The organism is Pseudomonas sp. 5.2 (assembly GCF_059025405.1).
The window spans coordinates 29,541-49,493 of record NZ_JBYBHH010000015.1 but is presented as its reverse complement, the minus strand read 5'-3'; the positions used below and the strand labels follow the sequence as shown (position 1 = coordinate 49,493).

Below are 19,953 nucleotides of genomic sequence, written 5' to 3'. Positions count from 1 at the left end.
GTATGTGCTCGTCGCCAGCCAATGAAGGCTCGTCAGACAGGACGTGCACGATCTGGTCAATGACCAGCTCTGACGTTTCAGGCAAGTTGCCCCCATGCAGTTCGCATGACGCGAGTGCATAAAAGGCCTTGAGCTAGCTGCCCAAGTTTGAAGCAGTTGTGAAGCAACCGCTGCCATCGGCCCGGCGGTGAGCCGGGCAGGGCAGAAGCTTTGCGTAGAACGTCTGTATTAGTACAGACGAACGGCGCGGCGCTGTTCGCGCTGAACTTTCTTGGCGTGGCGCTTAACAGCAGCAGCTGCTTTACGCTTACGCTCGGCGGTCGGCTTCTCGTAAAACTCGCGGCTACGAACTTCAGCCAGTACACCGGCTTTTTCGCAGGAGCGCTTGAAACGACGCAGAGCTACGTCGAAGGGTTCGTTCTCTTTAACTTTGACGGCTGGCATCCAGGGCTACCTTAATTCATTACCGGGGTAGACGTGCTCCTGGCAAAACAAAGGTGTGCTGGAGAACGTCGGTTTTCAAGGGTTGCGGATGTTAACCCTTAGCTGGCCGGAATGCAAAGCCTCTGATCGAAAACCGCTGGTCGGCACCCGACACGGCGACTATCATGCGCGGCTTCGAATTCAGCCCCCACAAGGGACGAGCCCATGCTAGTACTGGGATTGGAAACATCCTGCGACGAAACTGGCGTCGCATTATATGACAGCGAACGCGGTTTGTTGGCCGACGCGCTGTTCAGCCAGATCGACTTGCACCGCGTGTTCGGCGGTGTGGTACCGGAGCTTGCCTCGCGCGATCACGTCAAGCGCATGCTGCCGTTGATCCGCCAGGTATTGGACGAGGCTGGCTGCGTCGCCACCGAGATCGATGCCATCGCCTACACCGCGGGTCCTGGGCTGGTCGGCGCACTGCTGGTCGGCGCGTCCTGCGCCCAGGCCCTGGCGTTTGCCTGGGACATCCCGGCCATTGGCGTGCACCACATGGAAGGCCATCTTCTGGCGCCCATGCTGGAAGAAAACCCGCCCGAGTTTCCGTTCGTCGCTTTGTTGGTGTCGGGTGGCCATACCCAGTTGGTCAGGGTCGATGGCATCGGCCAGTACGAGCTGTTGGGCGAAAGCCTGGACGACGCAGCCGGTGAGGCGTTCGACAAGACCGCCAAGCTGATCGGCCTGAACTACCCCGGCGGCCCGGAAATCGCGCGGCTGGCCGAGCAGGGCGTGCCAGGGCGGTTTGTTTTCCCACGGCCGATGACCGATCGCCCGGGGCTGGAATTCAGCTTCAGTGGCCTCAAGACCTTCGCCCTGAATACCTGGCAGCAGTGCCGTGATGCTGGCGACGACGGTGAGCAAACCCGTTGCGACGTGTCGCTGGCATTCCAGCAGGCGGTGGTGGAGACTTTGACCATCAAGTGCAAGCGGGCCCTGAAGCAGACGGGCCTGAAGCGGCTGGTGATTGCCGGTGGTGTCAGCGCCAACAAGGCCTTGCGTGCCTCGCTCGAGGAAATGCTGGCTGGCATGAAGGGCAACGTGTACTACGCCCGCCCGCAGTTCTGCACCGACAACGGCGCGATGATCGCCTATGCCGGCTGCCAGCGCCTGTTGGCCGGGCAGCAGCAGGACCTGGCGATCAGCGTGCAGGCGCGCTGGCCGATGGAGCAGTTGCCGCCGGTCTGAAAGTTGTCAGAAGTGGCGTTCACGCCCGGCGAACAGGTCGCGTAAGTTGTTGCGGTGGCCCCAGACGATCATCAGCGTGAGCACGCTGATCGGCAGCAATGCCTCGGGTTCGCGCCAGGCGAGCAGGGGCAAGGTCAGCGGCGTGGCAATAAGCGCCGCCAGTGAGCTGGTACGTGTGAGGTAGAAGGTCAGCAACCAGGCAGCGATGGCCAGCAATGCCGCCGGGAAGTACAGGCCCATGAGCATGCCGGCCGCGGTTGCCACGCCCTTGCCGCCCTGGAAGCGAAAGTACAGCGGGAACAGGTGGCCCAGCACCGCGCACACGCCAACCCAGGCCTGCTCCTGCAGGTCGAGGCCGGCAGCGCGGGCAAGCAATACGGGCAACAAGCCCTTGCACAGGTCGCCAAGCAGGGTCAGGATCGCCAGCTTGCGGCCTGCCAGGCGAAGCATGTTGGTGGCCCCGGCATTGCCTGAACCGCTGGCACGGGGGTCCGGGCTGCCGAAGAGGCGGCTCAGGACAATGGCGAAGGACAGCGAGCCGAGCAGGTAGGCGAGCAGCGCCAATAACCAAAACATGCTAACTATTCCGGGCGAGGACGCCCTGATTCTAACGGCGCCAGTCGCCCTTGTCGTGCTGTGGAGAGAAGTGCTTGGACAGAGTGTTCATCGAAGGCCTGGAAGTCGATACCGTCATCGGTGCCTATGACTGGGAGCGGGATATTCGCCAGTGCTTGCGCCTGGACCTAAGTTTTGCCTGGGACAACCGCCCGGCAGCGGCCGGCGACGATCTCAGCCTGGCGCTGGACTACGCCAGTGTTTCGGCGCGTATCCAGGCATTTTCCGAACAGGCACGCTTCGAGTTGGTAGAAACCTTCGCCGAGCGCCTGGTCGCGGTGCTGATGGAAGAATTCCAGATTCCGTGGGTGCGGTTGAAGCTGACCAAGCCAGGTGCGGTTCCGGCTGCCCGTGGCGGTGTTGGCGTGGAGATCGAGCGCGGATGTCTCTGAACACGGTTTACCTGGGCTTAGGCAGTAACATCGACCGGCATGCACACTTGTGTGCCGGGCTCGATGCCTTGGCGGGCATTCTTACCGACATGCGCTGTTCGCCAGCGTTCGAAAGCCAGGCGGTTGGGATCAAGAGTGGGCCGTTCATCAACTTCGTGGTGACCGGTAAGACCGATTTGCCGTTGATGGAGCTGGACCGCCGCCTCAAGTTCATCGAAGCCGACAACGGCCGTTACGCGCCAGAGCGTAAAGGGCTGCCGCTGGATATCGACGTGCTGCTGTATGACGATCTGCACGGCACGTTCGATGGGTTGGTGCTGCCGCGGGCCGAGATTTTGAAAAACGCGTTTGTGCTGTGGCCATTGTCGCTGCTGGCGCCAGAGCTGGTGCACCCGGGGGTGGGCAAGCCGATGGCGCAGGTGTGGCAGGAGGCGCGGATCGATCAGGTGTTGGCGCCGGTTGCCTTTGAGTGGCGCGGGTTGCAACTGACACCTGCCTGATCCGAACTCTTTTGTTGCCTGAGCGGGCCTCTTCGCGGGTAAACCCGCTCCCACAAGTACGCCGCTGCCCTCAGGTTTTGTGGGGTCTCTGTGGGAGCGGGTTTACCCGCGAAAGGGCCGGCTCAGGCAATCGATAAATCAGCCTTCTGCACCACTTTTGTAAGCAACAAGCGCCTTCAGCCGCTCACCTTTCAGCGCCTCCCCAAGCGCCTGCCCGGTCAGCCCAGCCTGCACCAGCGGCTTCACATCCACAGCCCTCGCCGCCACCGCTGCGCCCCGCAGGTAATCAGCCTGTGGATAAGCCCGCTCGCCCTGACGCGCACGCGCATCCATCTCGCAGGCGCTGAGGAAGTCGTCAAAACGCTGTGGCCGGCGGTACACATCGAACTTCTGCAACAGCCCCAGCAATGCCTCAGGATCCAGTTCAAAGGCCTGGTTGCAGTGTGTCAGGCAATCACCCACCAGCATGGCCAGCTCCTGACACTCGCGCGGTGCCTTGAAGCGCTGGCTGACCGCCTTGATTACAGCCGGCTGCAACTCGCGCAGCAGGCAAGCCCAGCGCACGTGCAGCGGTTGACCGTGCAGCGCAGCCTGCTCCAGGCCTGCCAGGGCGTGGGGGCTGTCGTTGAGCTCAGGCAGCAGCTCCTGCAAGGCGTCGCACGCGTGCAAGACCTCGAAGAACACCTGGGGTTGCGGCTCCATCAGCGCGCGCTCGATCTCTTTCCAGCTGCGCTCAGCGGTGAGCGCTTGCAGCTCGCCGGAGGCGCTGATCTGGCGCATCAGCGCCAGCGTCTCGTCAGCGACCTTGAAGCCGAGGGGGGCGTAGCGTGCGGCAAAGCGGGCAACCCGCAGCACCCGCAGCGGGTCTTCGGCGAATGCCGGGGAAACGTGGCGTAACAGGCGCCTGTCGAGATCTTCTTTGCCGTGGTAGGGGTCGTACAGCGTGCCCGCATCATCCTCCGCCATCGCATTGATGGTCAGGTCGCGGCGGATCAGGTCTTCTTCGAGGGTGACGTCGGGGCTTGCATGGAAGGTAAACCCGCCATACCCCCGCCCGCTCTTGCGCTCGGTGCGCGCCAGGGCATATTCCTCACCGCTTTTGGGGTGGATGAAAACCGGAAAATCAGCCCCCACCGGGCGATAGCCCAGGGCTTGCATCTGTTCGACGGTCGCGCCAACTACCAGCCAGTCGATATCGCTGACGGGGCGCCCGAGCAGGCGGTCGCGCACGGCGCCGCCGACTTTGTAGATGTGCATGTACAGCCTCCATAACTGCCCACAGGATAACCTGTTGGCAGTCATGCAGGGGCAGCAGTGCTAGAGGTGGTGGATGACGGCCAGGTCCATGCGGCCATAGTCGGCGCTTTCGCTGTGCTCGCCGCGGGGTGGCATGTGGTGGGTCTTCATGACCTGGTCGCCCTGAACGGTCTCCAGGTGGATGTCGAAGCCCCACAGGCGATGCAGGTGCTTGAGCACTTCCTCGGTCGAGTCGCCCAGTGGTTTGCGGTTGTGCTGTTGGTGGCGCAGGGTCAGTGAGCGGTCGCCGCGCCGGTCGATGCTCCAGATCTGCACGTTCGGTTCGCGGTTGCCCAGGTTGTATTGCGCCGCCAGCTGCTCGCGGATGACCCGATAACCGGTCTCATCATGGATGGCGGGCACCAGCAGGTCATCGCGCTGGTCGTCGTCCAGAATGCTGAACAGCTTGAGGTCGCGGATCACCTTGGGCGACAGGTACTGCAGGATGAAGCTTTCGTCCTTGAAGCTGCTCATCGCGAACTTGATGGTCGATAGCCAGTCACTGCCGGCAATGTCGGGGAACCAGTGGCGATCCTCCTCGGTAGGGTTTTCGCAGATCCGGCGGATGTCGGTGTACATCGCGAAGCCCAGCGCATAGGGGTTGATGCCGTTGTAGTACGGGCTGTCAAAGCCTGGCTGGAACACCACGCTGGTGTGCGATTGCAGGAACTCCATGATGAAACCGTCGGTGACCAGGCCTTCGTCGTACAGGTCGTTCATCAGGGTGTAGTGCCAGAAGGTAGCCCACCCTTCGTTCATGACCTGAGTCTGGCGCTGCGGGTAGAAATACTGGGCGATCTTGCGCACGATGCGCACCACTTCACGTTGCCAGGGCTCGAGCAGCGGGGCGTGTTTTTCGATGAAATAGAGGATGTTTTCCTGAGGTTCGGCGGGGAAGCGCGCATCATCGCGGTCGCCGCCTTTTTCTGCGCCCTTGGGAATGGTGCGCCACAGGTCGTTGATTTGCCGCTGCAGGTGCTCTTCACGCTCTTTTTGCCGGCGCCGTTCCTCTTCGGCGGAAATGGGGTAGGGGCGCTTGTAACGGTCGACGCCGTAGTTCATCAGGGCGTGGCAGGAGTCGATGAGGTCTTCGACCGCATCGATGCCGTGGCGCTCTTCACATTGGGCGATGTACTGCTTGGCGAACACCAGGTAGTCGATGATCGAACTGGCATCGGTCCAGGTGCGGAACAGGTAATTGCCTTTGAAGAAGCTGTTATGGCCGTAGCAGGCGTGAGCAATCACCAGCGCCTGCATGCACATGGTGTTTTCTTCCATCAGGTAGGCGATGCACGGATCGGAGTTGATCACGATTTCGTAGGCCAAGCCCATCTGGCCCCGACTGTAGGATTTTTCGGTGCTGAGGAACTGTTTGCCATAGGACCAGTGGTGGTAACCCAGCGGCATGCCGACCGAGGCGTAGGCATCCATCATCTGCTCGGCGGTGATCACTTCGATCTGATTGGGGTAGGTGTCCAGGGCGTAACGCTCGGCCAGACGACTGATTTCCCGGTCGTAAGTCTGGATCAGGTCGAACGTCCACTCGGACCCGGTGGAAATGGGTTGGCGTTTCTGAGCTCTGGCGGTCATGTGGCTAACCTGCGCTGGAAGAGTTCACGGAAGACCGGGTAGATGTCGCCGGCCGATACCAACTGCTGCTGGGCGAACGTGTCGGGGAAGCCCTCGCCGATTCGCTCGTACTCGTACCACAGCGCCTGATGCTCACGGGGGGTGATCTCAACGTAAGTGTAGTACTGCACGTGCGGCATGATCTGCTTGGAGAGGATCTCGCGGCAGATCGGCGAGTCGTCGTTCCAGTTGTCACCGTCAGAGGCTTGCGCGGCGTAGATGTTCCAATCGCTGGCCGGGTAGCGCTCGGCCATGATTTCCTGCATCAGCTTGAGTGCGCTGGAGACGATGGTGCCGCCGGTTTCCCGCGAGTAGAAGAACTCCTCTTCGTCCACTTCACGCGCACTGGTGTGGTGGCGGATGAAGACCACTTCGATACGGTCGTAATTGCGCTTGAGGAACAGGTACAACAGGATGAAAAAGCGCTTGGCGATGTCTTTGGTGGCCTGGGTCATGGAGCCGGACACGTCCATCAGGCAGAACATCACCGCTTTCGAACTGGGGTTGGGCTGCTTGACCAGCAGGTTGTACTTCAAGTCGAAGGTATCGAGGAAGGGCAGGCGGTTGATGCGCGCCTTGAGGCGTTCGATCTCTTGCTCGACTTCCTGGATGTCCGTGAAATTGTCAGGTTCCTCGACCTTCAGGCGGTCGAGTTCTTTCTGCGCCTCACGCAACAGGGCGCGGCTGCTGCCGGTCAGGGCGATACGCCGGGCATGGGCCGAACGCAGGGTGCGCACGATGTTGATGCGCGAGGGGTTGCCTTCGTTGGCGATACCGGCGCGTACGGTCTTGAAGGTGTCGGCACCGGTCAGGTGACGTTTGACCAGGTTGGGCAGTTCGAGGTCTTCGAACATGAACTCGAGAAACTCTTCCTGAGTGATCTGGAAGACGAATTCGTCCATGCCCTCGCCGGAGTTGCCGGCTTTGCCGCGGCCACCACCACCACCGCCCCCCTGAGGCCTGGGGATGTGTTCGCCGGCAGTGAATTCTTTGTTGCCAGGGTGCACGATGGTCTGCTTGCCGCCACGACCGTGGTGCAACACCGGTTCATCGATGTCCCGTCCCGGAATGCTGATTTGCTCGCCATGCTCCATGTCCATGATGGAGCGGCGGCTCACGGCCTCTTCGACGGCCTTCTTGATGTGGTCACGGTAGCGCCGCAGAAAACGCTGGCGGTTGACCGTGCTCTTGTTCTTGCCGTTCAGGCGTCGGTCGATTACGTAGCTCATGGTCCCTCCGGTAGCTGGGAACAGCTGCACGCTTCAAGCTACGAGCTGCACGTAAAAGCAGCTGCCGCCGCCCGAGGCTGGCACTGCAGCCTTGGGCGTGCGGTGTGTAGCTTGCCGCTTTATTGCGATTTCCTGACCCGCAGGTACCATTCCGACAGCAGACGAACCTGCTTGTCGGTGTAGCCACGCTCCACCATCCGGGTGACGAAGTCGTTGTGTTTCTTCTGGTCTTCCTTGCTGGCCTTGGCATTGAAGCTGATGACCGGCAGCAAGTCTTCGGTGTTGGAGAACATTTTCTTCTCGATCACCACCCGCAGCTTTTCATAGCTGAGCCAGCTCGGGTTCTTGCCGTTGTTGTTGGCGCGTGCGCGCAGTACGAAGTTGACGATCTCGTTGCGGAAGTCTTTCGGGTTGCTGATGCCGGCCGGCTTCTCGATCTTTTCCAGCTCTTCGTTGAGGGCAATGCGGTTGAGGATCTCGCCGGTTTCCGGGTCGCGGTATTCCTGGTCCTGGATCCAGAAGTCGGCGTACAGCACATAGCGGTCGAAGATGTTCTGGCCGTATTCGCTGTAGGACTCCAGGTAAGCGGTCTGGATTTCCTTGCCGATGAACTCGATGTAGCGCGGCGCCAGGTATTCCTTCAGGTAGCGCAGGTAGCGTTCGCGCACTTCGGCCGGGAACTGTTCCTGTTCGATTTGCTGTTCGAGCACGTACAGCAGGTGAACCGGGTTGGCTGCGATTTCGTGTGGGTCGAAGTTGAAGACTTTGGAGAGGATCTTGAACGCGAAGCGGGTCGACAGGCCGTTCATGCCTTCGTCGACACCTGCCGAGTCGCGGTATTCCTGGATCGACTTGGCCTTCGGATCGGTGTCCTTTAGGTTTTCGCCATCGTAGACGCGCATCTTCGAATAGATGTTGGAGTTCTCTGGCTCTTTGAGGCGTGAGAGCACGGTGAACTGGGCCAGCATCTTGAGGGTGTCGGGCGCACAGTGGGCCTTGGCCAGCGAGCTGTTGACCAGCAGTTTGTCGTAGATCTTGATCTCGTCACTGACGCGCAGGCAGTAGGGCACCTTGACGATGTAGATCCGGTCGATGAAGGCTTCGTTGTTCTTGTTGTTACGGAACGTGTGCCACTCCGATTCGTTGGAGTGGGCCAGCAGGATACCGGTGTAGGGAATCGCCCCCAGCCCTTCGGTACTGTTGTAGTTACCTTCCTGGGTCGCCGTAAGCAGTGGGTGCAGGACCTTGATCGGCGCCTTGAACATCTCGACGAATTCCATCAGGCCCTGGTTGGCCCGGCACAGCGCGCCCGAATAGCTGTAGGCGTCGGCATCGTTCTGTGGGTATTCCTCGAGCTTGCGGATGTCCACCTTGCCGACGAGGGCAGAGATGTCCTGGTTGTTCTCATCGCCAGGTTCGGTCTTGGCAATGGCGATCTGGTTGAGGATCGACGGATAGAGTTTGACCACTTTGAACTTGGAGATGTCGCCGCCGAACTCCTGCAGGCGCTTGGTGGCCCAGGGCGACATGATGGTGTTCAGGTAGCGCCGTGGGATCCCAAACTCTTCCTCGAGAATGGCCCCATCTTCGGTGGCGTTGAACAAGCCCAGTGGCGATTCGAATACAGGTGAGCCCTTGATGGCGTAGAAGGGCACCTTTTCCATCAGTTGCTTGAGCTTTTCGGCCAGCGACGACTTGCCGCCACCTACCGGGCCCAGCAGGTAAAGGATCTGTTTCTTCTCTTCCAGGCCCTGCGCCGCATGGCGGAAGTACGACACGATCTGGTCGATGCATTCTTCCATGCCATGGAAGTCTTCAAAGGCCGGATAGCGCCTGATCACCTTGTTGGAGAAGATCCGCGATAGCCTGGAATTGTTAGAGGTGTCGACAAGCTCCGGTTCGCCGATGGCCAGCAACAGCCGTTCTGCCGCCGATGCGTAGGCGCTGCGATCCTGCTTGCACAGCTCGAGGTACTCCTGCAGCGAAAGTTCTTCCTGGCGGGTGGACTCGAAACGTTGTTGGAAGTGGCTAAAAATGCTCATGACGTCACCTCGCTCGATACGTGGAGACGACGCCGGATCAGTCAGCTGATGCTGGCATGCAACCGGGTTCGCCGATTGCTGTATACCCCCCAGAACACCCTTGAAACGCTACCGATGACCCGCACGCCGGTGTACCGGCTCTCCCCTTTTTTGGATGGCCTGGGCTTAAGGATAGTTGGTAATACGCAAGGTCAAGGGCGTGAGGCCGAGAAGTTGCTCGCGACCGTTCGTCAGGTGAGCCGCGAGCCCGCATGGGGCGCGGGCTGCAGTAAAAATGAAAAAATTATTCGGCAGCGCCTTGGGCGGTCTCGGCCGGGTAGGTGGCGCGCCACAGCTCAAAGCCGCCATCGACGCTGTACACCTCTGAAAAGCCCTGGCCCGCCAGGTAGGCGGCAGCGCTCTGGCTGGAATTGCCGTGGTAGCAGACCACCAGGGTCGGTGCATCGAGGTCGGCGTTGCGGATGAAATCGGCGACCGAATGGTTGTCCAGGTGGGTGGCGCCGCTGATGTGGCCGGCGGCAAAGGCTTGTGGGTCGCGAATGTCGACCACTACCGCACCTTGCGCGCGCAGGGCCAGAGCCTGCTCGGGAGGGATGCGTTTGAATTCGCTCATGGCTACGGTTTCCTTCAGGGCTGATCGTTGATTCTAGTGGGTTGTGCCGGCGGGCGTACGGTGCCGTCGTCGGAACAGTCACAGCGATGGTATTCACCGCTGTCGACGTTGTAGAGGGTCATGGCACCGCCCCACACGCAACCGGTGTCCAGGGCGATGATGCCGGGCTCGTCGACGCGCCCTTCAAGGGCGGCCCAATGGCCGAAGATGATCTTCACGTGGCGTGAACGGCGGTCCTTGTGCGCATACCAGGGCTTGTAGCCTTTGGGGGCGGTGCCCAGGCCTTCCTTGCTCTTGAGGTCGAGCTTGCCCTCGGGCGTGCAGAAGCGCATGCGCGTGAGGTAGTTGGTGATCACCCGCAGGCGCTCGATGCCGGTGAGGTTCTTGCTCCACTTGTTGGGCTCGTTGCCGTACATGCCGTCGAGGTAAAGCTTGAGCCGGCCGTCGTCGCGCAGTGCTTCCTCGACTTCGGCGGCGAGCTCCAGGGCTCTGCCCAGGGTCCATTGTGGCGGTATGCCGGCATGCACCATGGCAATGCCGCGGGGCTCGTCGTAGTGCAGCAGTTTTTGCCGGCGCAGCCAGTCGAACAGCAGGTCGGCATCCGGCGCTTCGATGATTTCGCGCAGGGTGTCGCTTTTTTTCAGGCGTTCGACGTTGTGCCAGGCGGCCAGCAGGTGCAGGTCATGGTTGCCCAGTACGCAGACCAGCGACTGGCGGATCGAGTAGAGGAAACGCAGGGTCTCCAGCGATTCGGGGCCACGATTGACCAGGTCGCCGACCAGCCACAGGCGGTCGACGGCGGGGTTGAAGCGAACACGTTCGAGCAGGCACTTGAGCGGTTGCAGGCAGCCTTGCAGGTCACCGACGGCGTACGTTGCCATCAGTGCAGGGCCCCAGGTACCGCCAGGCGGAAAGGCGCAATCTCGGCGTCGAAGCGTTTACCGTCTTCGGCGAACATCTGGTAGCTGCCCTGCATGGTGCCCACGCGGGTGCTGATGACCGCGCCGCTGCTGTAGGTGTGGCTCTGGCCCGGGTCGATGTTAGGTTGCTGGCCGACCACGCCGGCGCCGCGCACTTCTTCGACTTCACCGTCGCCGTTGGTGATCAGCCAGTGCCGGGACAGCAACTTGGCTGTGACAGAACCGTTGTTTTGCACGGTGATGGTGTAGGCGAAAGCGAAACGACTGTTTTCGGGGTCGGATTGTTCTTTGAGGTAACGGGTCACGACGCTGACGTCGATCTGGTAACGGGGATCGGACATGCAAAGGCCTTGGGCGAACTGACGCAATAATGCAGTCTAGGCCATTGGCGGGGGGGAGGGCCAGCGGTGTGGTCGCGGGCAGGTATGTGCAGGCGGGGTGGGGTGGCAGTGCCGGCCTCTTCGCGGGCAAGTCGGACCGCGAAGAGGCCGTAAAAGGCGCTAATCAGGCTTGCTGATCGGCCAACTGGTCAGCCAGGCGCACGAAGGCGGCCAGGTCCAGCTGTTCAGGCCGCAGGCTGCCATCTACGCCAGCGGCTTCGATCGCCTGGCTGTCGAGCAGGCCTTTAAGGGTGTTGCGCAGTGTCTTGCGGCGCTGGTTGAAGGCTTCGCGAACGACACGCTCCAGCAGCAGGTGGTCCTTGGCCGGGAACGGCAGCACTTCATGTGGCACCAGGCGCACGATGGCCGAGTCCACCTTCGGCGGCGGGTTGAACGCGCCAGGGCCAACGTTGAACAGGTGTTCGACCCGGCAGTGGTACTGCACCATGATCGACAGGCGGCCCCAATCACCGCCACCTGGGCCTGCGGCCATGCGCTCGACCACTTCCTTCTGCAGCATGAAGTGCATGTCGCGGATCAGGCCGGCATGGCTGAGCAGGTGGAAGATCAGCGGGGTGGAGATGTTGTAGGGCAGGTTGCCGACCACCTTGAGGCTGCGCGGTGGCACACCCAGCTGGTTGAAGTCGAACTTCAGGGCGTCGCCCTGGTGCAGGCGGAAGTTGTCGCGCCCGGCAAACTTGTGCTGCAGGATCGGCACCAGGTCCTTGTCCAGCTCCACTACGTCCAATTGCGCGCCGCTGCCCAGCAGGCCCTCGGTGAGGGCGCCCTGGCCCGGGCCGATTTCCAGCAGGTGTTCACCTGCCTTGGCGTTGATGGCGCGCAGGATGCGGTCGATGATGCCGGCGTCGTGCAGGAAGTTCTGGCCGAAGCGCTTGCGCGCCCGGTGTTGGTATTGCTCGTTCATGGTCGGTTCTCGGCCATCTGGTAGGCGGTTTCCAGCGCGACCCGCAGGCTGCCGGTGTCGACCTTGCCGGTGCCGGCCAGGTCCAGGGCGGTGCCGTGGTCGACCGACGTGCGGATGATCGGCAGGCCCAAGGTCACATTGACTGCGGCGCCGAAACCTTTGTACTTGAGTACAGGCAGGCCTTGGTCGTGGTACATCGCCAGCACTGCGTCGCAGTGCTCCAGATATTTGGGGGTAAACAGGGTATCGGCCGGCAGCGGTCCGCGCAGGTCCATGCCTTCGGCACGCAGGCGGGCCAGTGTCGGTTCGATGATGTCGATTTCTTCGCGGCCCAGATGGCCGCCTTCTCCGGCGTGCGGGTTGAGGCCGCACACCAGGATGCGAGGGTTGGCAATGCCGAACTTATCGCGCATGTCGGCATGCAGGATGCGGGTGACACGCTCGACGCGTTCGGCCGTGATGGCGTCGGCAATGTCGCGCAGTGGCAAGTGCGTGGTCACCAGGGCCACGCGCAGGCCACGGGTCGCCAGCATCATCACCACCTGTGCGGTGTGGGTCAGCTCGGCCAGAAACTCGGTATGCCCGGAGAAGGCAATGCCGCTTTCGTTGATCACACCCTTGTGCACCGGGGCGGTGATCATCCCGGCGAAATGCCCGTCGAGGCAGCCGTTGCCGGCGCGGGTCAGGGTTTCCAATACGAAGCCAGCATTGGCCTTGTCCAGTTGCCCTGCCGTCACGGCGGTGGCCAAGGGCGTATCCCACACGTACAGGCTGCCCGCAGGCGCGGGCTGGTCGGGCCAGTGCCCCGGCGCTACCGGCAGCAGGTTGACGGCCAGCCCCAGCTGCGTGGCCCGCTCGGCGAGCAGGTCACGGCTGGTGATGGCGATCAGGGGGTGGGGCTGGGCGTCTGCGGCGAGCAGCAAGCACAGGTCAGGGCCTATGCCAGCTGGCTCGCCGGGGGTGACGGCGAAGCGCAGGGGCTTCACTGGGCGGCCTGGTCGGCGCCAGGCAGCTTGATTTCAACGTAGGCTTCGTCGCGGATCTGGCGCAGCCAGGTCTGCAGCTCTTCGTCGTACTTGCGGTTGCGCAGCACATTCATGGCCTGCTGCTCGCGTGCCTGCTCGGTGCTGTCGGTGGCGCGGCGGCCCAGCACTTCCAGAACATGCCAGCCGTACTGGGTTTTGAACGGCTTGGTCACCACACCTTGCTGGGCGGTGGCCATCTGCTCGCGGAACTCCGGTACCAGGCTGTTCGGGTCGACCCAGTTGAGGTCGCCGCCGTTGAGTGCGGAGCCCGGGTCTTCCGAGAAGCTCTTCGCCAGCTCGCCGAAGTCTTCGCCGTTCTGAATACGGTCGTACAGGCGCTCGGCCAGCTGCTTGGTGGCCGCTTCGCTGCGGATTTCGCTCGGCTTGATCAGGATGTGGCGGACATGCACTTCGTCACGCAGCACGTTCTCGCCGCCGCCACGCTTCTCCTCGAGTTTGAGCAGGATGAAGCCGTTGGGGATGCGGATTGGCTGGGTTATGTCGCCGACCGACATGTTGCTGAGCATCTTGGCGAAGTCAGGTGGCAGCTGGCCGGCTTTACGCCAGCCCATTTCACCACCCTCAAGGGCGTTTTCGCTGGCCGAGTTGGCAATCGCCACCTGGCCGAAGTCCGCGCCCTGGCGCAGTTGCTGGTAGAGCTCACCGACCTTGCGCGCCGCTTTCTGGATGTCGTCCGAATTGGCGGCTTCTGGGGTCGGGATGAGGATGTTGGCCAGGCGGTACTCTTCCGAGAGCTGCATCTTGCCCAGGTCCGAGTTCAGGTAGTTTTTCACTTCCTGCTCGGAAACCTGAATGCGCTCGGCCACACGGCGCTGACGCACGCGGCTGATGATCATTTCGCGCTTGACCTGCTCGCGCGCGTCGTCGAACGACAGACCATCATGGGCGAGGGCTGCGCGGAACTGGTCCAGCGACATGCCGTTGCGCTGGGCAATGGTGCCGATGGCCTGGTTCAGCTCCTCATCGGTGATGCGGATACCGGAGCGCTCGCCGATCTGCAACTGCAGGTTCTCGACGATCAGGCGCTCGAGCACCTGCTGTTCCAGGGCGCTGGTCGGTGGCACACCGGCGCCACGCTTGGCGATGGTTTGCTGAACTTCGTGGACGCGCTGGTCCAGTTGGCTCTGCATGACCACGTCGTTGTCGACGATGGCCACCACTTTGTCCAGGGGTTGTACCGCGGCATGCACCGCGCCACTCAGCAATGCAGCGCCCAGCAACACTGGGCGCAGACGATCAATAAGCTTGGTCTTCACGTGTACGGTAACCTTGAATGCCTTCGTCGAGGAAAGATTCGACCTTGTTGCCTACTACACCACCGAGGCCTTTCAGCACGATCTGCAGGAAGATACCGTGGTCGCCTTTTTCGTTCTGCGGGAGTGCCTGGCTGAAGTCGTCGTAGTCGATCCAGTAACGGTTGACCAGGCGCAGCTTCCAGCAGCAGTTGTCGTATTCGAAACCGCCCATGGCTTCCAGGGTGCGGTTGCGGTTGTAGTCATGCTGCCAGCGAGCGATCACGCTCCACTGTGGAACGATCGGCCAGATGACCGAGAAGTCATGCTGTTGGATCTTGTAGTAATCCTTGATGTAGTTCGGATCACCAGGCGTGCCGTAGTCGCCGCCACCCACTTTCCAGGTACCCGTGGTCGAGTCGTAGGCAATGGTGTCGTTGCGGTAGCGGTAGCCGAGGTTGACGATCTTGTTCGGATTGTCTTCAGGCTGGTAGTGGAACATCGCGCTGCCCGAGCGGGTGCTGCGGCTGTCCGGGTCCCAGTTGAAGTCCGAGTTGAAGCGCCAGTCGCGGTTGAAGTTGTAGCTGTACAGCAGTGCGTACGGCGACACGTCAGACTGCGAGTCTTTACGGGTGCGGTAGTCGATGCCTGGCAGTTGGACTTTGCGGTCCTTGAAGTACAGCGCCTGACCGATGCTGAAGCTCTGACGCTCGAAGCCGTTGTCTTCGATCCAGCGCGTGGTCACGCCCAGCGACAGCTTGTTCTCGTCGCCGATGCGGTCGGTACCGCTGAAGCGGTTGTCGCGGAACAGCGAGTCGTAGCTGAACAGGGTTTCGCCCGAGTCGAACAGCGGGATGTCCTTCTGGTCCTCGTAAGGGACGTAGAGGTAGAACATGCGCGGTTCGAGGGTCTGGCGGTAGTTGGTACCGAACATCGACGTGTTGCGATCGAAGTACAGGCCGCTGTCGACGCTGAAAATCGGAACGTCGCGGTTCAGGCTGCTGTTGAAGTCGCCGTTGAGCGCGACCGAGGCTGGGTTGTTGGCGATGTCGCTCTTGCCCTTGCCATCCAGATCGAGGTCATAGTGGGTGTACATGTACTTAAGCTTCGGCGTGATGTAGCCGTAGCTGGCTTGCATAGGCAAGCTCATGGACGGGGCAACGTTCAGTCGCGTGCCGTTGGCGCGGGCAACACCGAAGATGTTCTCGTCCAGTCGACGGCCAGGAACGCCGGCACTTGCGTCCGGGTTGCCATCTTTGTCGAGTACGAAGTCGTTTTTCAGGTCACGATCAAAGCGAACCGCTTCAGTCTCATACCCAAAATTCAAACCACCCGGCTGGAACGGCAGTGCGCCATTGAGGGTGATCTGCGGCAGACGGTCATACGGCGTGATCTGCGAGATGGTCGCCATCTCGTAGGCATGCACGTTCAACCGTGCGGTATAGCTGTCGCCACGGTAGGTCAGGGCACCCTGCTGGTTGAGCAGGTCACGGCTTTCGACGCCGATCTGGTCGGACTCCAGGTCCTGGAAGTAGAACGGGTCGCTGATGTCGGTGTAGTCCACCTCGGTCATCAGGCGCTCATCCAGCCCGCCCTTGTGCTGCCAGTTGACCATCCAGCGCTGATCTTTGTAGTCAGTCTGGTCTTTACGGTCGTCGTCCTTGTCGTTCAGGTACGCGCCGCCGAACTGGCCTTCGCTGGATGGGGTCAGGTAGCGGAACTCACCTTCCATCAGCAGGCCGCGCTTGGTCATGTAGCGCGGGTACAACGTGGCGTCATAGTTGGGCGCCAGGTTGAAGTAGTACGGCGTGACCAGCATGAAGCCGGTGTCGCTGCTGCTGCTGAACGACGGCGGCAGGAAGCCGGACTGGCGACGGTCGTCGATCGGGAAGTAGATGTACGGTGTGTAGAACACCGGGAAATCCTTGACCCGCAAGGTGACGTTGGTCGCGGTACCGAAGCCGGTCGCCGGGTTCAGGGTGATGTTGTTGCCCTTCAGCTGCCAGGCGTTGCTGCCCGGTTCGCAGGTGGTGTACGTACCGTCTTTCAGACGGATGATGGCGTTTTCGCCACGCTTGGCGTACAGGGCGTTGCCGCGAATGTGCGACTTGTGCATCACATATTCGGCGTTGTCGACCTGGGCTTCACCCGTGTCGAGCTGGATCTGCGCCTCGTCACCCACTACCAGCGAGCCGTTGTCACGGATCTTGACGTTGCCCTTGAGCTCGCCACGGTTTTCGGTCTGGTAGAGGTTGGCCTCGTCGGCCTCGGCCTGCATGCTGCCTTGGCGCATGACCACGTTACCGGCGAGGGTAGCGATCTGCTGCTCCTGCTGGTACTTGGAAACCTTGGCATTGATGTAGGTCGGCGATTCGTCCTTGGGCGTGGTGTCGGCCATGCCTGGGCGGGTCGGCTCGATGTACGCGCCACCGCAGTACGGGCCGGTTTCGGCCAGCTGGGCTGCGGTGAGCTTGTCACGGGGGACCCAGTCCAGGTGGCTGTAGTCTTCGCTGCGCGACTTCAGGCCACGGCCCTTGGCCTCGGTGACCAGCATCGGTTTGTCCGCGGTTTCGGCCTCGGCCGCCTGGGCCTCGGTGCCGGAACTGAGGGCAGCACCCTCGTGCACCGGACGCGGCGGCAGGTTGTTGACTGGAGTCTTGGGCTTGCAGTCCCAACCGCCGGAGGCGGACACTTGGCAGTCGAACTGTTCGGCTGCCACGACGTACGACGTGGCCAGAGGTTGCAGGGCCAGCAAACCGCCGGTGACCAGCAACGGAAACTTTCTACGAAACGCGGGGGATTTCAATGCCATCTTATTAGTCCGGGCTTCCTGCGTGCCATCTGCCCGCGTGTGGGGCCGCACGCCTCTCGATGGTCTGAAAAAGATGCTGGATAATAAAGCATGACCCGCTTGACGGCTAGGGCCGTCGGAGACCCTTGTAATGCCTGATCACGATGTACGCTTGCAACAACTGACTGTCTGGCTCGATGAGCAGCTCAACAATCTTTTTCTGAAAAACGCCTGGGGCGAAGTGCCAGCAGGTAGCCTGACGGCCGCCAGTAGCGATGCGAGCTTCCGTCGCTACTTCCGCTGGCAGGGCGCTGGGCGCAGTTTCGTGATCATGGACGCCCCGCCGCCGCAGGAGAACTGCCGACCGTTCGTCGCCATCGATCACCTGCTGGCCAGTGCCGGTGTGCATGTGCCAGTGATCCATGCAGAAGACCTGGAGCGCGGTTTCCTGCTGCTGGGCGACCTGGGCCATCAGACATACCTGGACATCATTGATGCCGACAACGCCGATGCCCTGTTCAGTGACGCCATTGATGCGCTGCTGGCGTTCCAGCGCCTGCCGATGAATGCGCCACTGCCGAGCTACGACGATGCCTTGCTGCGTCGTGAAGTTGAACTGTTCCCGGAGTGGTACGTCGGGCGGGCGCTTGGCCTGACCCTCACCGAAGCCCAGCAAGCCACTTGGCAGCGTGTGAGCCAGGCGCTGATCGACAGTGCCCTGGCCCAGCCCAAGGTGCTGGTGCACCGCGACTACATGCCGCGCAACCTGATGCAGAGCACGCCAAACCCAGGCGTGCTGGACTTCCAGGACGCCGTTTACGGCCCGGTCACCTACGACATCACCTGCCTGTTCAAGGATGCCTTCCTCAGCTGGCCACAGGCCCGTGTCGAAGCCTGGCTGCGGGATTACTGGCAAAAGGCGCAGGCGGCCGGCATTCCGGTACAGGCCGACTTCGAGGCGTTCCACCGTGCCAGCGACCTGATGGGCGTGCAGCGCCACCTCAAGGTCATCGGTATTTTCGCCCGCATCTGCCACCGCGACGGCAAGCCACGTTACCTGACAGACGTCCCGCGCTTCTTCGCCTATATAGATGAAGTGATCAAGCGCCGCCCCGAGTTGGCGGAGCTGGGTGAACTGATCGCGGACCTCCAGGCCGGAGCGCGTGCATGAAGGCGATGATCCTGGCGGCAGGCAAGGGCGAGCGCATGCGCCCTTTGACCTTGCATACCCCAAAACCCCTGGTGCCCGTCGCCGGTCAGCCGCTGATCGAATACCACCTGCGCGCCTTGGCGGCTGCGGGGGTTACCGAGGTGGTGATCAACCATGCCTGGCTCGGCCAGCAGATCGAAGATCACCTGGGCGATGGCAGCCGCTTCGGCCTGAGCATCCGCTATTCACCCGAGGGCGAGCCGCTGGAAACCGGTGGCGGGATCTTCAAGGCCCTGCCGTTGCTGGGCGAGGCGCCGTTTCTGCTGATCAATGGTGACGTCTGGACCGACTACGATTTCGCTCGCCTGAAAGCGCCGCTTGCGGGCCTGGCGCATCTGGTGCTGGTCGACAACCCTGGCCATCACGGCCGTGGCGACTTCCGCCTGGTAGCCCAGCAGGTGGTGGATGGCGACGACGCACCGGGTACCCTGACCTTCAGTGGCCTGTCGGTGCTGGACCCGGCGTTGTTCGCCAGTTGCCAGCCGGGTGCTTTCAAGCTGGCACCCCTGCTGCGTCAGGCCATGGCGCAGGGCAAGGTCAGTGGTGAGCACTACCGTGGCCATTGGGTCGACGTCGGTACGCTCGAGCGCCTGGCGCAGGCTGAACGCCTGATCGGCGAGCGCGCCTGACATGTGGTGGCCAAGCACGGTAATTGGTGCCGGGGCCGGTTTTGCCGTCGCCAGCATCCCGGGCGCCCTGCTCGGTGCCCTGGTAGGGCAGGCCATGGACCGGCGCCTGCAGGTGCGCGGCTGGGAGGACCTGCGCGAGCGCTTGGGCGGGCGCCCGGCCTTGCGTGACGAAGAATTGCTGTTCGTGCTGCTGGGCAGGCTGGCCAAGTGCGATGGCCGGGTTGCCGAGCAGCATATCCAGCAGGCACGCCAAGAGATGGTGCGCCTGGACCTGGCCGACGCGGCCCGGCTGCGGGCGATTGCCGCGTTCAACCGCGGCAAGGCCGGCAAGGACCGACTGGCCGGCCACCTGCGTCGTATCCGCGAGCAGCCGCATGCCGCCGAAGGGACCTTGCGCGCCTGTTGGCGCATGGTCTGGGCCGACGGCAAGGTCGGCGCCAAAGAGCGCGACTTGCTGTTGGACTGGGGGCAGACGCTGGGCTTGAGCCGGCGGCAGGTACAAGCCATGTCGCTGGAGTACGAGCCGCGCAAGTCCGGGCTGGACGGCGGCACCATGACGTACGCGGCAGCCATGCGCCTGCTGGCCGTGGAGGCAGATACCGAGGGCGACAAGGTCAAGCAGGCTTATCGCCGGCTGGTTAGCCGCCATCACCCGGACAAGCTGGCGGGCAGCGGTGCCACGGATGCCCAGGTGCGTGCAGCGACCGAGCGGACCCGGGAGTTGCATCAGGCGTATGCGCTGATTCGCAAGCGGCGGGGGTTGTAGAAAAGCGGGGGCGCTTTGCGCCCCTTTTCGCGGCGCAAGGCCGCTCCCACAAGTGCTGTGCATC

19 protein-coding genes are annotated in these 19,953 nt (G+C 62.1%); 6 read left to right on the top strand and 13 right to left on the bottom strand.

Going from position 1 to position 19,953, the window contains the following annotated elements:
- Positions 1-228 precede the first annotated feature (228 nt).
- Positions 229-444 (bottom strand): 30S ribosomal protein S21, encoded by a 216-nt coding sequence (gene rpsU, locus AC5PZ0_RS21285; RefSeq protein ID WP_003255575.1) that lies wholly within the window; start codon positions 442-444, stop codon positions 229-231.
- A gap of 204 nt (positions 445-648) precedes the next feature.
- Between rpsU and tsaD the strand changes: the two genes are divergently transcribed.
- Positions 649-1,674 carry a tRNA (adenosine(37)-N6)-threonylcarbamoyltransferase complex transferase subunit TsaD gene (tsaD, locus tag AC5PZ0_RS21280; RefSeq protein WP_099452716.1) on the top strand — a complete coding sequence of 342 codons (1,026 nt, stop codon included), beginning with the start codon at positions 649-651 and terminating at the stop codon, positions 1,672-1,674.
- Positions 1,675-1,680: 6 nt separating this feature from the next.
- On the opposite strand, the gene plsY is transcribed toward tsaD, so the two are convergent.
- Complete coding sequence (plsY, locus tag AC5PZ0_RS21275; RefSeq protein ID WP_027594376.1) at positions 1,681-2,250, bottom strand: glycerol-3-phosphate 1-O-acyltransferase PlsY; 570 nt, start codon at positions 2,248-2,250, stop codon at positions 1,681-1,683.
- Positions 2,251-2,324: 74 nt separating this feature from the next.
- Here plsY and folB point away from each other — a divergent pair, with 74 nt between their 5' ends.
- Together folB and folK are read left to right on the top strand one after the other, a co-directional pair.
- A complete protein-coding gene (folB, locus tag AC5PZ0_RS21270) occupies positions 2,325-2,681 on the top strand; it encodes a dihydroneopterin aldolase (RefSeq protein ID WP_033703061.1) in 357 nt (118 codons plus the stop codon).
- Complete coding sequence (gene folK / locus AC5PZ0_RS21265; protein WP_027594378.1) at positions 2,672-3,181, top strand: 2-amino-4-hydroxy-6-hydroxymethyldihydropteridine diphosphokinase; 510 nt, start codon at positions 2,672-2,674, stop codon at positions 3,179-3,181. The genes folB and folK overlap by 10 nt, the downstream gene beginning before the upstream one ends.
- A 138-nt stretch (positions 3,182-3,319) precedes the next feature.
- Here folK and AC5PZ0_RS21260 read toward each other — a convergent pair whose 3' ends face one another.
- From AC5PZ0_RS21260 to AC5PZ0_RS21210, 11 genes are all read right to left on the bottom strand, one after another.
- Positions 3,320-4,438, bottom strand: a complete 1,119-nt coding sequence (locus tag AC5PZ0_RS21260) for a multifunctional CCA addition/repair protein (RefSeq protein ID WP_493855687.1) — start codon at positions 4,436-4,438, stop codon at positions 3,320-3,322.
- Positions 4,439-4,498: 60 nt separating this feature from the next.
- Positions 4,499-6,067 carry a SpoVR family protein gene (locus AC5PZ0_RS21255; protein WP_027594380.1) on the bottom strand — a complete coding sequence of 523 codons (1,569 nt, stop codon included), beginning with the start codon at positions 6,065-6,067 and terminating at the stop codon, positions 4,499-4,501.
- Complete coding sequence (locus AC5PZ0_RS21250; protein WP_027594381.1) at positions 6,064-7,335, bottom strand: YeaH/YhbH family protein; 1,272 nt, start codon at positions 7,333-7,335, stop codon at positions 6,064-6,066. The genes AC5PZ0_RS21255 and AC5PZ0_RS21250 overlap by 4 nt, the downstream gene beginning before the upstream one ends.
- 119 nt (positions 7,336-7,454) lie before the next feature.
- Entirely contained in the window at positions 7,455-9,377 is a 1,923-nt protein-coding gene (locus tag AC5PZ0_RS21245; RefSeq protein WP_027594382.1) for a PrkA family serine protein kinase, read from the bottom strand.
- 283 nt (positions 9,378-9,660) lie between these two features.
- Positions 9,661-9,990, bottom strand: coding sequence for a thiosulfate sulfurtransferase GlpE (glpE, locus tag AC5PZ0_RS21240; RefSeq protein ID WP_027594383.1), 330 nt, complete (start codon positions 9,988-9,990; stop codon positions 9,661-9,663).
- Between the two features lie 14 nt (positions 9,991-10,004).
- Positions 10,005-10,871 (bottom strand): symmetrical bis(5'-nucleosyl)-tetraphosphatase, encoded by an 867-nt coding sequence (locus tag AC5PZ0_RS21235; RefSeq protein ID WP_027594384.1) that lies wholly within the window; start codon positions 10,869-10,871, stop codon positions 10,005-10,007.
- Complete coding sequence (gene apaG, locus AC5PZ0_RS21230; RefSeq protein ID WP_027594385.1) at positions 10,871-11,251, bottom strand: Co2+/Mg2+ efflux facilitator ApaG/CorD; 381 nt, start codon at positions 11,249-11,251, stop codon at positions 10,871-10,873. Before apaG ends, AC5PZ0_RS21235 begins: the two co-directional genes overlap by 1 nt.
- 163 nt (positions 11,252-11,414) lie before the next feature.
- Complete coding sequence (gene rsmA / locus AC5PZ0_RS21225) at positions 11,415-12,215, bottom strand: 16S rRNA (adenine(1518)-N(6)/adenine(1519)-N(6))-dimethyltransferase RsmA (RefSeq protein WP_027594386.1); 801 nt, start codon at positions 12,213-12,215, stop codon at positions 11,415-11,417.
- A complete protein-coding gene (gene pdxA, locus AC5PZ0_RS21220) occupies positions 12,212-13,201 on the bottom strand; it encodes a 4-hydroxythreonine-4-phosphate dehydrogenase PdxA (RefSeq protein ID WP_099428175.1) in 990 nt (329 codons plus the stop codon). The genes rsmA and pdxA overlap by 4 nt, the downstream gene beginning before the upstream one ends.
- Positions 13,198-14,517 (bottom strand): peptidylprolyl isomerase SurA, encoded by a 1,320-nt coding sequence (gene surA, locus AC5PZ0_RS21215; RefSeq protein ID WP_027594388.1) that lies wholly within the window; start codon positions 14,515-14,517, stop codon positions 13,198-13,200. Before surA ends, pdxA begins: the two co-directional genes overlap by 4 nt.
- A complete protein-coding gene (locus tag AC5PZ0_RS21210) occupies positions 14,498-17,305 on the bottom strand; it encodes an LPS-assembly protein LptD (protein WP_027594389.1) in 2,808 nt (935 codons plus the stop codon). Before AC5PZ0_RS21210 ends, surA begins: the two co-directional genes overlap by 20 nt.
- Positions 17,306-17,435: 130 nt before the next feature.
- Between AC5PZ0_RS21210 and AC5PZ0_RS21205 the strand changes: the two genes are divergently transcribed.
- From AC5PZ0_RS21205 to AC5PZ0_RS21195, 3 genes are read left to right on the top strand one after another with little or no spacing between them, the layout of a single operon-like run.
- Positions 17,436-18,455 (top strand): aminoglycoside phosphotransferase family protein, encoded by a 1,020-nt coding sequence (locus AC5PZ0_RS21205; RefSeq protein WP_493855686.1) that lies wholly within the window; start codon positions 17,436-17,438, stop codon positions 18,453-18,455.
- Positions 18,452-19,123, top strand: a complete 672-nt coding sequence (murU, locus tag AC5PZ0_RS21200) for an N-acetylmuramate alpha-1-phosphate uridylyltransferase MurU (RefSeq protein WP_099428179.1) — start codon at positions 18,452-18,454, stop codon at positions 19,121-19,123. The genes AC5PZ0_RS21205 and murU overlap by 4 nt, the downstream gene beginning before the upstream one ends.
- A gap of 1 nt (position 19,124) precedes the next feature.
- A complete protein-coding gene (locus AC5PZ0_RS21195; protein WP_027594392.1) occupies positions 19,125-19,889 on the top strand; it encodes a TerB family tellurite resistance protein in 765 nt (254 codons plus the stop codon).
- Positions 19,890-19,953 lie beyond the last annotated feature (64 nt).

Coding starts and splice junctions, on each gene's coding strand:
- rpsU (WP_003255575.1), bottom strand. CDS start 444: ATGCCAGCCGTCAAAGTTAAAGAGAACGAACCCTTCGACGTAGCTCTG.
- tsaD (WP_099452716.1), top strand. CDS start 649: ATGCTAGTACTGGGATTGGAAACATCCTGCGACGAAACTGGCGTCGCA.
- plsY (WP_027594376.1), bottom strand. CDS start 2,250: ATGTTTTGGTTATTGGCGCTGCTCGCCTACCTGCTCGGCTCGCTGTCC.
- folK (WP_027594378.1), top strand. CDS start 2,672: ATGTCTCTGAACACGGTTTACCTGGGCTTAGGCAGTAACATCGACCGG.
- AC5PZ0_RS21260 (WP_493855687.1), bottom strand. CDS start 4,438: ATGCACATCTACAAAGTCGGCGGCGCCGTGCGCGACCGCCTGCTCGGG.
- AC5PZ0_RS21255 (WP_027594380.1), bottom strand. CDS start 6,067: ATGACCGCCAGAGCTCAGAAACGCCAACCCATTTCCACCGGGTCCGAG.
- AC5PZ0_RS21250 (WP_027594381.1), bottom strand. CDS start 7,335: ATGAGCTACGTAATCGACCGACGCCTGAACGGCAAGAACAAGAGCACG.
- AC5PZ0_RS21245 (WP_027594382.1), bottom strand. CDS start 9,377: ATGAGCATTTTTAGCCACTTCCAACAACGTTTCGAGTCCACCCGCCAG.
- glpE (WP_027594383.1), bottom strand. CDS start 9,990: ATGAGCGAATTCAAACGCATCCCTCCCGAGCAGGCTCTGGCCCTGCGC.
- AC5PZ0_RS21235 (WP_027594384.1), bottom strand. CDS start 10,871: ATGGCAACGTACGCCGTCGGTGACCTGCAAGGCTGCCTGCAACCGCTC.
- apaG (WP_027594385.1), bottom strand. CDS start 11,251: ATGTCCGATCCCCGTTACCAGATCGACGTCAGCGTCGTGACCCGTTAC.
- rsmA (WP_027594386.1), bottom strand. CDS start 12,215: ATGAACGAGCAATACCAACACCGGGCGCGCAAGCGCTTCGGCCAGAAC.
- AC5PZ0_RS21210 (WP_027594389.1), bottom strand. CDS start 17,305: ATGGCATTGAAATCCCCCGCGTTTCGTAGAAAGTTTCCGTTGCTGGTC.
- AC5PZ0_RS21205 (WP_493855686.1), top strand. CDS start 17,436: ATGCCTGATCACGATGTACGCTTGCAACAACTGACTGTCTGGCTCGAT.
- murU (WP_099428179.1), top strand. CDS start 18,452: ATGAAGGCGATGATCCTGGCGGCAGGCAAGGGCGAGCGCATGCGCCCT.
- AC5PZ0_RS21195 (WP_027594392.1), top strand. CDS start 19,125: ATGTGGTGGCCAAGCACGGTAATTGGTGCCGGGGCCGGTTTTGCCGTC.